This is a genomic window from Agromyces sp. NPDC029043 (assembly GCF_055564615.1).
In genome coordinates this window covers 150,980-164,318 of sequence record NZ_JBVHVX010000005.1, presented here as the reverse complement: position 1 = coordinate 164,318, position 13,339 = coordinate 150,980, and the positions used below count along the sequence as shown (strand labels likewise).

At 71.7% G+C, this 13,339-nt stretch carries 15 protein-coding genes; 3 read left to right on the top strand and 12 right to left on the bottom strand.

Annotated elements, in window-relative coordinates:
- The first annotated feature begins 22 nt into the window (after window positions 1–22).
- A complete protein-coding gene (locus tag ACZ4TW_RS08950) occupies window positions 23–544 on the top strand; it encodes a MarR family winged helix-turn-helix transcriptional regulator (RefSeq protein WP_465542170.1) in 522 nt (173 codons plus the stop codon).
- A 21-nt stretch (window positions 545–565) separates the two neighbouring features.
- Here ACZ4TW_RS08950 and ACZ4TW_RS08945 read toward each other — a convergent pair whose 3' ends face one another.
- The 6 genes from ACZ4TW_RS08945 to ACZ4TW_RS08920 all read right to left on the bottom strand — a co-directional run bounded on the left by ACZ4TW_RS08945 (window position 566) and on the right by ACZ4TW_RS08920 (window position 7,156).
- Window positions 566–862, bottom strand: coding sequence for a DUF1540 domain-containing protein (locus ACZ4TW_RS08945; protein WP_465542322.1), 297 nt, complete (start codon window positions 860–862; stop codon window positions 566–568).
- A gap of 112 nt (window positions 863–974) precedes the next feature.
- Window positions 975–1,748 (bottom strand): hypothetical protein, encoded by a 774-nt coding sequence (locus ACZ4TW_RS08940; protein WP_465542169.1) that lies wholly within the window; start codon window positions 1,746–1,748, stop codon window positions 975–977.
- An 89-nt stretch (window positions 1,749–1,837) separates the two neighbouring features.
- Window positions 1,838–3,166, bottom strand: a complete 1,329-nt coding sequence (locus ACZ4TW_RS08935) for an ABC transporter substrate-binding protein (RefSeq protein ID WP_465542167.1) — start codon at window positions 3,164–3,166, stop codon at window positions 1,838–1,840.
- A 50-nt stretch (window positions 3,167–3,216) separates the two neighbouring features.
- A complete protein-coding gene (locus tag ACZ4TW_RS08930; protein ID WP_465542165.1) occupies window positions 3,217–4,146 on the bottom strand; it encodes a carbohydrate ABC transporter permease in 930 nt (309 codons plus the stop codon).
- On the bottom strand, window positions 4,143–5,090 hold the full coding sequence (locus tag ACZ4TW_RS08925) for a carbohydrate ABC transporter permease (RefSeq protein WP_465542163.1): 948 nt from the start codon (window positions 5,088–5,090) through the stop codon (window positions 4,143–4,145). The genes ACZ4TW_RS08930 and ACZ4TW_RS08925 overlap by 4 nt, the downstream gene beginning before the upstream one ends.
- On the bottom strand, window positions 5,087–7,156 hold the full coding sequence (locus ACZ4TW_RS08920; protein WP_465542161.1) for a beta-galactosidase: 2,070 nt from the start codon (window positions 7,154–7,156) through the stop codon (window positions 5,087–5,089). The genes ACZ4TW_RS08925 and ACZ4TW_RS08920 overlap by 4 nt, the downstream gene beginning before the upstream one ends.
- A 142-nt stretch (window positions 7,157–7,298) precedes the next feature.
- Here ACZ4TW_RS08920 and ACZ4TW_RS08915 point away from each other — a divergent pair, with 142 nt between their 5' ends.
- Window positions 7,299–8,321 carry a LacI family DNA-binding transcriptional regulator gene (locus ACZ4TW_RS08915; RefSeq protein ID WP_465542159.1) on the top strand — a complete coding sequence of 341 codons (1,023 nt, stop codon included), beginning with the start codon at window positions 7,299–7,301 and terminating at the stop codon, window positions 8,319–8,321.
- A 14-nt stretch (window positions 8,322–8,335) separates the two neighbouring features.
- Here the strand turns inward: ACZ4TW_RS08915 and ACZ4TW_RS08910 are convergent, their stop codons facing one another.
- Both ACZ4TW_RS08910 and ACZ4TW_RS08905 read right to left on the bottom strand, forming a co-directional pair.
- Entirely contained in the window at window positions 8,336–8,803 is a 468-nt protein-coding gene (locus ACZ4TW_RS08910) for a hypothetical protein (RefSeq protein WP_465542158.1), read from the bottom strand.
- Window positions 8,800–9,450 (bottom strand): SDR family oxidoreductase, encoded by a 651-nt coding sequence (locus tag ACZ4TW_RS08905; RefSeq protein WP_465542156.1) that lies wholly within the window; start codon window positions 9,448–9,450, stop codon window positions 8,800–8,802. Before ACZ4TW_RS08905 ends, ACZ4TW_RS08910 begins: the two co-directional genes overlap by 4 nt.
- Before the next feature lie 316 nt (window positions 9,451–9,766).
- Between ACZ4TW_RS08905 and ACZ4TW_RS08900 the strand changes: the two genes are divergently transcribed.
- Window positions 9,767–10,237 (top strand): NUDIX hydrolase, encoded by a 471-nt coding sequence (locus ACZ4TW_RS08900; RefSeq protein WP_465542154.1) that lies wholly within the window; start codon window positions 9,767–9,769, stop codon window positions 10,235–10,237.
- Between the two features lie 12 nt (window positions 10,238–10,249).
- Here the strand turns inward: ACZ4TW_RS08900 and ACZ4TW_RS08895 are convergent, their stop codons facing one another.
- Genes ACZ4TW_RS08895 through ACZ4TW_RS08880 form a run of 4 tightly spaced genes read right to left on the bottom strand, consistent with a single transcriptional unit; the run spans window position 10,250 to window position 13,331 of the window.
- The gene (locus ACZ4TW_RS08895) at window positions 10,250–11,065 is read right to left on the bottom strand and encodes a nitroreductase family protein (protein WP_465542152.1); all 816 of its coding nucleotides are present in this window, start codon (window positions 11,063–11,065) and stop codon (window positions 10,250–10,252) included.
- Between the two features lie 5 nt (window positions 11,066–11,070).
- Complete coding sequence (locus ACZ4TW_RS08890) at window positions 11,071–11,475, bottom strand: hypothetical protein (RefSeq protein WP_465542150.1); 405 nt, start codon at window positions 11,473–11,475, stop codon at window positions 11,071–11,073.
- Entirely contained in the window at window positions 11,472–12,692 is a 1,221-nt protein-coding gene (locus ACZ4TW_RS08885) for an AI-2E family transporter (RefSeq protein ID WP_465542148.1), read from the bottom strand. The genes ACZ4TW_RS08890 and ACZ4TW_RS08885 overlap by 4 nt, the downstream gene beginning before the upstream one ends.
- 54 nt (window positions 12,693–12,746) lie before the next feature.
- A complete protein-coding gene (locus ACZ4TW_RS08880) occupies window positions 12,747–13,331 on the bottom strand; it encodes a helix-turn-helix domain-containing protein (RefSeq protein ID WP_465542146.1) in 585 nt (194 codons plus the stop codon).
- Window positions 13,332–13,339 lie beyond the last annotated feature (8 nt).

The following is a 13,339-nucleotide window of genomic DNA, read 5'->3' as shown; positions in this document are numbered from 1 at the left end:
CAAGTGTGCGAGAATATGACGCATGACGGAGGACACGCGCTGGCTGAACACCGAGGAGTCAGCCGCCTGGGTACGGCTCGTCGCGCTCACCGAACTGCTTCCGGGCGCGCTCGACGCCCAGTTGCTGCGCGACGCGCAGCTCACGCACTTCGAGTACGGCGCCCTCATGGCGCTTGCCGCCGCGCCCGAGCGCACGATGCGCATGACGGCGCTCGCGTCGCGCACGAACGCCACGCTCCCCCGACTCTCGCATGTCGCACGCCGGCTCGAGGAGCGCGGCCTCATCCGGCGGTTCCCGTGCCCCGAGGACCGGCGCGCGACGAACGCGACCATCACCGACGCGGGACTGCGCCTCATCGACCAAGCGGCGCCCGGCCACGTCGAGGCGGTCCGGCAGAACGTGCTCGACGCGCTCACGCCCGAGCAGCTCGAGCAGCTCTACGCGATCGCCGGCGCCGTGCTGACCCGCCTCGACCCCGAGCAGCGGATGTCGGCGACGTCGTGCCAGTTCAGCGAGGGTCCCGCGATCGCGCGCGCCGGCTGAGCCGACCTCGCGCGCCCGAGGTCAGCGCGCCTCGTAGGTGAGGCAGTCGGCGTCGACCGCGCCCGGACCGACGCGCACCGCGGTCGCGGTGCACTCGAGCGAGTCGTTGTGCACGCACTCCGAACGCTGGCATGCCCCGACGTGGCTGATCACCTTGTCGAGCCCGCCCTTCGTGCCCAGCGGGATGAAGGTCGCGCACTCGGCGTCGCCGACGGAACCGGCGATGGTCACCGCGGCGGCGTGGCAGTGCGAGTGGTCGTTGTACGAGCACCCGGTCACCGAGCACTCGGCAACGGCGGGCAGTTCGTCGAGGGTCATGCTCACGGTGACCTCCAGATGGGGTGTCGGACCGGCAGGTGCGGGCGATGCTACTCCCGCGTGCGCTCCGCGGCCAGACCCCGTCGCGCGCGTCGCGCCGCCCGCGGAGGCATCAGAGGAGCCAGGGGTCGATGCCGAGGTCGTCGGCACGCGGCGGCTCCGCGATCGCGGGGGGCGGAGCCATCCGTCGCCGTGCCGCGGCGGTCGCCCGGCCGCGCAGACGGCCGAGCGCCCCCGTCTCGCCCGCACCCAGCCGCACCAGCTCGCGCGCGCCCGGCCCCGTCGGGATGTCGCGCGGCAGCGACGCCGATGCGACGAGCCAGCGCGGCATGCCGAGCAGGTCGAGCACGCGAGCGAGGCGCTCCGACTCGAAGACGCTGTCGGCCTCGAGCTCCTCCGCGAGCACGTCGGCGAGCTCCTCCGCGGTGTCGGAGTCCTCCCGGCCCGCCGCCGACGCGAACGCCTCGGCGTGCTCGGCACCGTACGGTTCGGGGAGCACCTCCTCGTCGGCGCCGGGCTCGCGGGAGGGGTCGCTCGAGTACCGGCCGAGCTCCTCGGGCCCGTTCCACGCCGCGAGCACGAGCTGGCGGTCGCGTCGCACCCGGACGGCGAACGCCGTGGCGCGCAGCCGCTCGGCGAGCACCGCCGCGACCTCGAGCATCCCGCGCCGATCCGAGGCGACCGTGCCGTCACCCGGGTCGCCGATCGCCGCGACCCACCCGCCGTCGGGCGGTGCGATCCAGCCGGTGAAGCGGATGTCGCGGAGCACGCCGACCACGTCGTCGCGCGTCGCACCCCCGGCCGTGGAGACGAGCACGGCACCGTAGGTCTCGCCCTCGGCGCCGTCGGGCTCGGACGGCGTGGCACCGGGCAGCGGGAGGGTCATGCCCCATCATCCCGCACGCCCGGCGACGGCGCACCCGTGCCGCGGAGGTCGACCGGACGTCGATCTCCGCGGCACGGTGACGCACCGGGCTATTCGGCGACCGGGATCGACTGCGCCTCGAGGGCGTCGATGGTCGACTGCTGCCCCTCCTCGAGCGCCTCGAGCAGCGTGCCGCTGCCGGATGCCGCGGCCTTGAAGCCGTCGGAGACGTCGGCGTACGTCTGCGTCATGGTCGGCCCCCAGACGAAGTCGGGGTTCACCTGCGCCGACGCCTCGGCGAACACGTCGTAGATCGCCTGGCCGCCGTAGAACTCGACGCCCTCCTTGAGCACCGGGAGCTCGAGCCCGGCCTCGGTTGCCGGGTAGATCTGCGCCTGCTCGTTGAGGATGGTGAGCGCCTCGTCGGAGGTGTTCAGCCACAGCGCGAACTTCGCCGCCTCGTAGAGGTGATCGGTGCCCTTGAAGACGGCGATCGACGACCCGCCCCAGTTGCCGGCGGCGGCGTCGCCGTCCTCCCACTGCGGCGCGAGCGCGACCGACCAGTTGCCCGCCGTGTCCGGAGCACCGGAGAGGATCGAGTTGGCGCCCCAGACGGCCGAGTTCCACGTCCAGACCTCGCCCGAGTTATAGGCGTTGTTCCACTCGTCGGTCCACGCCGGGTAGGTCGAGACGAGGTCGTTCTCGAGGAGGTCCTGCCAGTACTCGGCGACCTTCGCCGACTCGTCGCTCGTGAGCTCGACGCTCCACGCGTCGCCGTCGTTGCCGAACCACTGGCCGCCGGCCTGCCACACGAAGCCCGCGAACTGGTTGATGTCGGTCTGTGAGAAGTTCGTGATGTAGCCGCCGGCCTCACGCACCTTCACCGCGGCCTCGCGGTACTCCTCCCACGTGGTGGGCACCTCGATGCCGTTCTGCTCGAACAGGTCGCTGCGGAAGAACAGCGCCATCGGGCCCTGGTCCTGCGGGATGCCGTAGACCTCGTCGTCGGTGCCCAGCGAGACCTGGCCCCACGTCCAGTCGAGGAACTGGTCCTCGGCGGCCACGACGTCCTCGCATGCCGCGAGGTTCTCGAGGCCGTCCTGCACGCGGAAGTTCGGCAACGCGTCGTACTCGATCTGGCCGAGGTCGGGCGCGTTGCCGGCCTCGAGCTGGTTGAAGAAGTTCTGGTACGTGCCCGAGTTGCCGTTGGGTCCCGTCTGGACCTCGACCTGGATGTCGGGGTTCTCCTCGTTCCAGAGCTCGACGGCGTCCTCGATGCCGGGGATCCAGCTGGTGAACGTGAGCGTGACGTCCTCGCCGGCGGGCTCGCACGAGGCCGCGTCGCCGCCGCCCGTCGTGTCGCCGGCGGCGCATCCGGTCAGGGCGAGGGCGGCGGAGGTGAGCAGGGCTGCGGTGACCGCTCGTTTCGTGTGACGCATGGTTTCCTCTTCTCGGTGGGGTGGTCGCCCGGATGCCCCCGGGCAGGGCTCTACTTCAGGGCGCCGGTGCCGAGGCCCGTGCGCCAGTAGCGCTGAAGCAGCAGGAACGTGATGATCAGCGGGATGATCGAGAGCAGCGAGCCGACGAGCACGTAGGTGCGCAGCTCGGGGAACTGGTTGATGGTCGAGTTCCAGGCGTAGAGGCCGTAGGTGACGGGGAACAGCTCCTCGCTGCGCAGCATGATCAGCGGCAGGAAGAAGTTGTTCCAGATGGTCACGAACTGGAACAGGAACACCGTGATGAGCGCCGGGAACATGAGGCGGATCGAGACGGTGAAGAACGTGCGGATCTCGCCCGCGCCATCCAGCCGGCTGGCCTCGAGCAGCTCGTCGGGCACGGATGCCTCGGCGAACACGCGCGAGAGGTAGACGCCGAAGGGGCTGACGACGCTCGGCAGGAACACCGCCCAGAAGGTGTCGGTGAGCTGCACGCGGCTGAACAGCAGGAACAGCGGCAGGGCGAGTGCGGTGGCGGGCACGAGCACGCCGCCGAGGACGACGTTGAAGATCGTCTCGCGCCCGGGGAAACGGTACTTCGCGAGCGCGTATCCGCACATCGCGGCGAGGATCGTCGCCACGACCGCGCCGAGCCCGGCGTAGAGCAGGCTGTTCAGGATCCACTTCAGGTAGACGCCGTCGCGGTAGGCGAACAGCGCGCCGATGTTCTCGACCAGCGCGAAGTCGGCGAACCAGAGCGGGTTCGTGCTGAAGAGGTCGCCGCGCTCCTTCGTCGAGGCGACGAGCAGCCACCAGATCGGCACGAGGAAGTACAGCGTGAACACGCCCATGACGAGCATGGCTCCGGTGCGCGAGAGGATGCTCTCCCGCGGTCCGCGGCCGCGCGCGGAGGTTCCGCGTCGCTCGGTGGACTCCTCCGCGCTCTCGAGGGTCGCGGCATCCGTCGGCGTGACGAGGCTCATGCGTCCGCCCCCTTCGGTCGGGTCAGTCGCAGGAACGCGAACGACAGGATGAACGTGGCGAGCGCGAGCACCACCGAGAAGGCGGCGGCGAGTGACACGTTCGGGATCGCGCTGGTCGCGTAGATCGTCATGTTGGGCGTGTAGGTGCTCGTGACCGCGGAGCTGAACGACCGGAACGTCTGCGGCTCGGCGAGCAGCTGCAGCGTGCCGATGATCGAGAGCACCGCGGTGAGCACGAGCGCGGGCCGCACCAGCGGGATCTTGATCGACCACGCGATGCGCGCCTGGCCTGCGCCGTCGATGCGGGCCGCCTCGTAGATCTCCTGTGGGATGGCGAGGAGGGTCGAGTAGATGATGAGCATGTTGTAGCCGACGAAGACCCACGTCACGACGTTGGCGATCGCCCACAGCACGAAGTCGGCCGACAGCAGGTCGACCCGGCTCGTGAGGGCCTCGAACGGCGACAGGTTGGGCGAGTACAGGAAGCCCCACATGATCGCCGCGATCACGCCGGGCACCGCGTAGGGCGCGAAGAACGCGAGCCGGAAGAACTTCTTGCCGCGGATCAGGGGCGAGTCCAGCAGGAGCGCGAACAGCAGTGCCAGCGCCAGCATGACCGGCACCTGCACGATGCCGAACAGCAGCACGCGGCCGACCGACGTCCAGAACGCCTCGTTCTGGAACACGAGCGCGTACTGCTGCAACCCGCCGAACACCTCGGTCGCCGCCCCGTAGGTGCCCTCGCGCTCGACGACCAGCAGGGACTGCCAGATCGCGACGCCGATCGGAACGAGGTAGAACAGCACGAACAGCACGCCGAACGGCGCCACGAACGCGATGATCGCGCCCGGATGGTGCACCTTGCGTCGGGGCGGGCGGGGTCGCACGGTCCCGCCGCGCGCTGCGGCGCGTGCGGCGGTCGGGGTGGTCACGGGAGCGGTCATGCCGCGCCCTCCTCTCTGATCACGCGGACCGCGCCACCGGGCACCGCGAGGCGCCCGTCGACGACGGATCCGGTCACGAGCTCGGTGCCACGCGCATCGACGTCGACGGCGGCGGAACCGTGGTTCACGACGAAGCGCCAGGTGCGCTCGCCGTCGGTGCGGCGGCTGATCTCGACGTCGGGTGAGGCGCCGGGTTCGAGGGCGACGCCGGCACGCTCGACCGCCCGGCCGACGAGGTCGAGGAGGTCGTCGCGCTCGAGCAGCGTGCCGAGGTACCAGGCGTCGCCCGCGCCGTCGGCGCCGTCACGGCGGGTCAGGGCGGGGCGTCCGGCGGCGGGGCCGTCGGCGAAGCGGTCGAGCACCGCGGCATCCGTCACGTCGAGGCGATCGGCCCACAGCGACGCGGCGGCACCCGACTCGAGCGCGATGGGCGTGCCCGGCAGCACCGGCGCGAACTCCTCGACGCGGATGCCGAGCAGGTCGCGCCATGCTCCCGGGTAGCCGCCCGGGCGGACGCGGTCGTGCTCGTCGACCACGCCGCTGTAGAAGGTGACGAGGGCATGGGCGCCGGTTGCCACGGCGCGGTCGAGCGCGGCGGCGTCGGCGTCGGACACGAGGTACAGGCCGGGAACCACGACCAGTCGGTACCCGGTGAGGTCGGCTCCGGGGCGCACGATGTCGACGGTGACCCCGAGGTCGTGCAGCGCGCCGTACAGTGCGTGCACCTGGTCGAGGTACTCGATCGCGTGCGTCGGGCGCGTCTCGGCGTCGGACGCCCACCACGACTCCCAGGAGAACAGGAGCGCGACCTCGGCGTGCACCCGGCTGCCGGCGAGCTCCTCGAGCGCGCCGATGACGCGGCCGAGCTCGGCGACCTCGCGCCAGAGCGCCGAGTCGGTGCCGGCGTGCGGAACGAGGGCGGAGTGGAACTTCTCGGAGCCCTGCAGCGACGCGCGCCACTGGAAGAAGCAGACCCCGTCGGCGCCCCGTGCGACGTGCGCCAGCGAATTGCGCAGCAACTGGCCGGGCTCCTTGGCGACGTTGACGGGCTGCCAGTTGACCGAGCCGGTCGAGTGCTCCATCAGCAGCCACGGGTCGCCGCCGGCGAGTCCGCGCGTGAGGTCGGCGGCGAAGGCCAGCTCGGTGCGGGGGTCGTCGAGTCGGTGGTCGAGGTAGTGGTCGTTGGCGACGACATCCATCTCGGGCGCCCACGACCAGTAGTCGAGATCGCGGATGTGCGCCGTGACCATGAAGTTCGTCGTGATCGGCAGCGCGCTGTGGCGACGGATCACCTCGGCCTCGGCGCGGTAGTACCCCAGCAGCTCGTCGGACGAGAAGCGGTGGAAGTCGAGCACCTGCCCCGGGTTGCGGGTCGAGACGGTGAGCCTGGGCGTCAGGATCTCATCCCAGTCGGTGTAGCGCTGGCTCCAGAAGCTGGTGCCCCAGGCCCGGTTCAGCTCGTCGATCGTGCCGTGCCGCTCGGCGAGCCAGCGCCGGAACGCGGCCGTGCTCTCGTCGCAGTGGCAGAGCGCGTTGTGGCAGCCGAGCTCGTTCGACACGTGCCACAGCTCGACCGCGGGGTGGTCGCCGTACCGCTCGGCCACCGCCTCGACGAGCGCGAGCGCGTACCGGCGGAACACCCGCGAGCTCGGGCACCACGCCTGCCTCCCGCCGGGGTACCGGGTGGTCCCGTCCTCCATGACGGGGAGGATCTCGGGATGCCGCGTCGTCAGCCACGGCGGCGGCGAAGCCGTCGCGGTGCCGAGGTTGACCCGGATGCCGGCGGTGTGCAGGAGCCCCATCACCTCGTCGAGCGCCGAGAAGTCGAACGCGCCGTCGGGGCCCTGGAGCGCCGACCAGCCGAAGATGTTGATCGCGACGAGGTCGATCCCCGCCTCGCGCATGAGCGCGACGTCGTCGCGCCAGACGGCGGGATCCCACTGCTCGGGGTTGTAGTCGCAGCCGAAGGCGATGCCCTGGTGCGCGAAGCGGGGGCGGGCGGCGGCAGGCGCAGGATGGGCCTGCAGCGGCGGGATCGGCGCCAGCGTCGTCGCGGGGTGGTCCACGGTGCTCCCGGTGATCGTCGTTGATTCTGTGAACGTGCACAGTCTGAGCCGGGCGAAGCGCCGAGGCGATTTCTGTGAACGTACACAGAGTGGCACCGCGTGGCGGTCTTGTCAATACCCCTGCCGCAGTACAGTGAGTCGCATGACGACCAAGCCGGGCCGATCCAGGCGTGCGACCGTGCACGACGTCGCCCTCGAGGCGGGCGTCTCGCGGGGCACCGTGAGCCGCTACGTCAACGGCGAGCGCTACGTCTCCGCAGCGGCACGCGACGCGATCGAGGCCGCGATCGCGAAGGTCGGCTACGTGCCCAACACCGCGGCGCGCAACCTCGTCATGCAGCGCACGCAGGCGGTGGGCTTCATCGTGCACGAGCCGCACTCGCTCTTCGTCGACGACCCGAACATCGGCGAGATCCTCCTCGGCGCGAACGCCGAGCTGTCCCAGGCCGACCACCAGATGGCCGTGCTGATCGTCGACTCCGAGCGCGACACCGATCGCGTCGCGCGATACCTGTCGGGCGGCCTCGTCGACGGCGTCATCATCGTCTCGGCGCGTGCCGACGACCCCATCACCCGCGTCGTCGAGCGGCTGCGACTCCCCGCCGCCTACGTCGGGCATCCGCCGGGCGCGGCGAGCAGCGCCGCCTTCGTCGTCATCGACAACCGGGGCGCGGCACGATCCATCACCGAACGGCTCGCGGCGACGGGCCGCCAGCGTATCGGCATGATCGCGGCGGCCCTCGACCGCGACTCGGGCGCCGACCGTCTGGCCGGTTTCTCCGCCGCGCTCGGCGAGGCGTTCGACGAGTCGCTGGTCGAACCGGTGCCCCTGTACTCGTACTCCGCCGGCCGCGACGGCATGCGCCGGCTGCTCGAGCGCGCCCCCGACGTCGACGGCGTGTTCGCCGCGTCCGACGCGGTCGCGGCGGGCGCCATCGAGGCGCTGCGGGCCGCCGGCCGGCGCGTGCCCGAGGATGTCGGCGTCGTGGGGTTCGACGACAGCGCCTGGGCCCGCCGCACCACGCCGCAGCTGTCGACCGTGCGGCAGCCCGCGGCCGGCCTGGGGGCCGAGGCGGCCCGTCTCGTGCTCTCGCGACTGCGCGACCAGGAGACCCCGACCGAGCGCCGCCTCGACACCGAGATCGTCTGGCGCGAGTCGGCCTGAACCGCCGCCGCAGGTCAGCCCTCGGGAGCATCCTTCGCGAGTCGCGCGCGGCCCTGCTCCGAGACGGCCCTCGATCGCGTCAGCTTCGCGATGTACTCGACGCGCCGGAAGCGCAGTGCCGACCAGTCCTCGTCGATCGCGACCTGGCGCACGGGCTCGAAGCCGGCCGCGCCCATCGAGGTCCATCCGGTGTCGCGGTTGAACTCGCACGTGTACCGCTTCGACGAGCCCTTCGGATACGCGATCCACACGGTGGCGTCGCCCTCGGTGGCGCGGGCGACGGCCTCGGCGAAGGCGTCGACCTCGTGCTGCCTCGTGGCGAACGCCATCGCGAAGGTCGCGCCGCTGACGCCGTCGAGCGAGCGTTCCACGGGGTTCGTCGCCCCCACCTCGGCGAGCTCGGGCTCGAACGACGTGGGCGCGTCGATCACGTGCACCGGGCCGTCGCCCTTGAGGTTGAGCTTGCGGAAGAGGGCGCTCACGACGCGGCCCGCAGGGCTTCGGCGATCGGCGTCGCGCCCCGGTTGAAGCGGATGGTCCGCCCGATCGTACCGGGATCCGCGAGCGCGGCGGCGGCGACCGCCGCCACATCGGCACGGTCGACGTCGCTGCTCGACTCGGCCGTCGCGTCGATCGCGCCCGTGCCGGGCCCGTCGGAGAGCGCCGACGGACCGAGGATCGTGTACTCGAGCGAGGAGGCGCGCAGGTGCTCGTCGGCGTCGGCCTTCGCGTCGGCGTAGTGCCGGAAGGCGCTGTCGGCGGGGACCCGGTGGTCGGTGCGCGAGCCGAAGTACGAGACCATCACGTACCGGCGCACGCCGGCCTGCTCCGCGGCATCCATCGACCGCACTGCCGCATCGTGGTCGACCGCGCGCGTGCGCGTGGGGTCGCCGCCGCCGGCGCCGGCGGACCAGACGACCGCGTCGTGCCCGGCGATGACGTCGGCGAGCCCGTCGACGTCGAGCGTCTCGATATCGGCGACGACCGGGTTCGCCCCGGTCGCGGCGACGTCGGCCGCATGGTCGGGGTTGCGGATGACCGCATCGACCTCGTCACCCTGCTCGGTCAGGATCCGTTCGAGCTGCAGCGCCACCTTGCCGTGGCCACCGATGATCAGCACCCTCGCCATCGCCGTCCCCTTTCGCGTACTCCCACCGTAGTGACGCATGCCCCGGCGGCAACCCCGCGACGGACGCAGGCCGGCCGGAACGGCGGCGCGGCGCGCTGGCGCGGCGGCATCCCACGCGGGCAGAATGAGCCCAGGTGTCACACGGAGGTGCGCATGTCGATCGAAACGGTGCTCTGGGGCCTCATCTTCGGGATCATGGCGGTCGGCGGCGTCGGCCTCGCGGCCTGCCTCGTGGTGTTCTCGCGGTCGCCCAGGCCGTGAGCGGGGCCGCACGCAGCGCTGCGGCGGGCGCGGCGGCGGGGGCGGGGGCTCGACGATGCCGGTGACCAGCGCCGGCGTGCTGCTCTACCGTCGTGCGCCCGGGCTGCAGGTGCTCGTCGCGCACATGGGCGGCCCGTTCTGGGCGCGCAAGCAGGAGCACGCGTGGTCCATTCCGAAGGGCGAGCTCGACGGCGACGAGGCCCCGCGCGCGGCGGCGCTGCGCGAGTTCGCCGAGGAGCTGGGGCTGCCCGCACCCGACGTGCAGTACGCCGACCTCGGCACCGTGCGCTACGCCTCGGGCAAGCTGCTGCACGTGTTCGCGGGCGAAGCAGCCGGGTTCGCGCTCGACGGGTTCCGGCCGGGCGTGTTCGAGCTCGAGTGGCCGCCGCGCTCGGGGCGGACGGCCGAGTTCCCCGAGGTCGACGAGGTGCGGTGGGCGGATGTCGCCGAGGCCCGCGTGCTCCTCGTCGCGGGCCAGCTCGGCGCGCTCGACGCGCTCGAACGGCACCTCGCCCGGCGATCCTGACCGGCGGCGCCGTCAGCCGTGTCCCGGCTCGAGGAGGGGCTCGTCCCATCCGCCCTGCGGCGTCTCGCAGGTCTCGCGGAACACCACCTGCGAGGGCAGCTTGCGCTCGTGGCTGACCCAGTCGATCGCGGGCCGGCGCGCCGACTCGGGCACGTATCCGAGCCGGTACACGGCCATGAGCTCGAGCTCGTCGGGCACCCGCAGCAGCCGCACGATCTCCTCCCAGCGACCGGGCACTTCCATGGGGAACGAGATGAACTGGATCCCCATGCCGAGCTCCACCGTGGTGAGCCACACGTTCTCCATCGCGGCGCCCATGCTGAACACCGAGTAGAACGACGACAGTTGCCCGGGCCGGTACTCGGACCGGTCGAGCATGACGCCCATGAGCAGCGGCGATCCGGCGACGAGCTTGCGGTTCTCCTCGCCGAGCGTCCTGGGCACTCCGAACGTGTTCATGAGCTTCTGTCCGCGCTTGGTGAACACCTGCGAGGTGAACGGCCGCAGCGCCGAAGGCAGCTTGTCGAAGAGCATCCCCGACCGCTTCTCCTCCATCTCGGCCTGGCTGAAGCGGAAGTAGGGCTTGTACCGCTCGAAGAACGTGCCGTTCGACATCGCCTCGGTCATGCTCTCGCCCGAGATGCGCGCGATCGCCTCGATCGTCGAGCGGTCCTCGATGAGCACGAACCGCCACGGCTGGCTGTTCAGTTGCGACGGCGCGCGCCCGGCGGCCTCGATGAGCGTGCGCTGATGCTCCTCCGAGACCGGGTCGGGCAGGAAGGGTCCGTTGGTCGTCTTCCGGCGCCGGATGGCGTCGAGCAGTTCCATGCGTCCTACCTCCTCGATCGGACGGCCGCCCCGGCGAGGAACGGCGCGGCGGTCAGTGCGATGAGCGGATGTCGCCGGGTGTGCGTCCCGGCGTACGGGATCACGGCGAGCGGCACGGCGGCGGGCGCGAGCACGAGCGCCGCGGCCCTGGCCGAACGGTCGGAGCGACCCGGCAACAGCGACGCCGTTCCGGCGGCCGCGGCGAGCGCGCAGGTCGCGATGTAGATCGCGTGGTGCACCCAGCGGTGGCGGCGCGTGTCGACGAGGCGCAGCGCGACGGCCGTGCCGAGCGCGCAGTTCGCAGCGTAGCTCGCGAGCGCCGCCGTGAAGAGCGCGGGCGCGACCTCCGCCATCACCGCACCGCCGCGCACGGAGCGGCGGCGGGGCGGGCGACGGACGGCGCGGCTCACGCGACCGTCGTCCCGCCGGCCGAGTCGGCGGCGACCTCCTTCACGCGTCGCCGGCGGAACCGCAGCGACTTGCGCTCGTCGAGCGAGGGGTCGGGTGCGTCCCAGACCTTCACGATCGCCCAGCCGAGGGCGGTGAGGGGCACGGCGAGCACCGCGCCGGCCACGCCGGCGAGGATCGTTCCGGCCGTCAGCGCGATGAGGATGACGAGAGGGTGCAGCTTGAGGGACTGGGCCATGACCACGGGCTGCAGCAGGTCGCCCTCCAGTTGGTTCACGACGACGACGATCGCGACCACGATGAGCGCGACGACGGGTCCGTTGGCGACGAGCGCGACCAGCGCGGCGAGGATGCCCGCGAGCGTGGCGCCGACGATCGGGATGAACGACGTGAGGAACACGATGACGGCCAGCGGCAGGGCGAGCGGCACCTGCAGGATCACGAGTCCGAGGCCGATGAAGAACGCGTCGACGAAGGCGACGATCGCGGTGCCGCGCAGGTACCCGCCCAGGACCTTGACGCTCGTCACGCCGATCCGGCGGCCGCGCTCGAGACGCTCGCCTCGGTAGGGACGGAGGAAGAAGGCCCAGATCCGGTCGCCGTCCTTCAGGAAGAAGAAGAGCACGACGAGCATCAGGACCAGGCCGGTGATGAACTCGGTGGCGCGCGAGACGCCGGTCAGCGCCGTCTGCCCGAACTCGGCGCTCGTCACGAAGTCGATGATGGAATTGCGCGCGTCGTCGATCTGCTGCTGGTCGATCGGGATCGGCAGCGTCTCGACCCAGCCGAGGAGGTCGTCGAAGCCCTCCGAGGCGGACGTGGCGAGTTCGTCCCACTGGCTGCGCACGGCGAAGACGATCGCCGTGATGATGCCGCCGAGGACCAGGATGCCGCCGAGCAGCGTCACCCATGCCGCGAGCATCGGCGAGAGCCCGATGCGCCGCAGCCAGACGATGAGCGGGCTGGCCGCCGCCGCCAGGATGATCGCGATGATCACCGGGATGACGAGGACCTTGACCTGCAGGAGCGCCCAGATCGCCACCGCGGCGAGCAGGACGACGACGAGCATCTGCCAGCTGCGGATGGACCATCGACCGAGGCGGTCGTTCCAGATGGGGCCGCCGGTACTGCCGCGCACCCCCTCGCCGAGGTCGGGCTGCGTCGGGACGACCTCGGCCCTGACGACGGGATCCGGATCGCGGTGGCGTCGGAAGAACATGGCACGACGATAGGGCCGGTCGCGCGGGATGCACAGGCCTTGACGCGGCGCGCCTCAGGCGGACCCGCTCCAGGGTGCGGGCACGAGCACCCAGACGACCTCGGCCGGCGCATCGTCGTCGGCGGTCCACGTGTGCGGCTCGCGCCCGGGGAACGTGAGCGCGTCGCCCGCGTCGAGCCGCACCATCCTATCCGCGAACTGCACGGTCACGGCGCCGGAGACGACGTGCATGACCTCGACGTCGCAGTTGACGGTGTAGAGCTCGTGGCCGCCGTGCGCACCGGCCTCGAGCGACGAGCGCAGGAGCTGCACGCGCGACTCGCCGCGCGGCGACATGAGGTGCTCTTCGACGTGCACGCCCCCGAGGTTGATGCGGGGCGCCTCGGCACGCGTGACCTTCTGGATCTCGGGTTCGGCGAAGAGCGCGCCGACCGGCAGCGAGAGCACCTGGCAGAGCTGCACGAGCGTCGCGACGCTCGGCGAGGTCTCGTCGCGCTCGAGCCTGCTCAGGAAGCCCTTGCTGAGGCCGCTCGACTCGGCGACCTGCGCGAGCGTGAGGCCCTGCGCCATCCGCGTGCTGCGCAGCTTGGCGCCGATCGGCGGCCCGCCGGCATCGGCCGAGGGATGGATCGGGCGCACCACGGCCT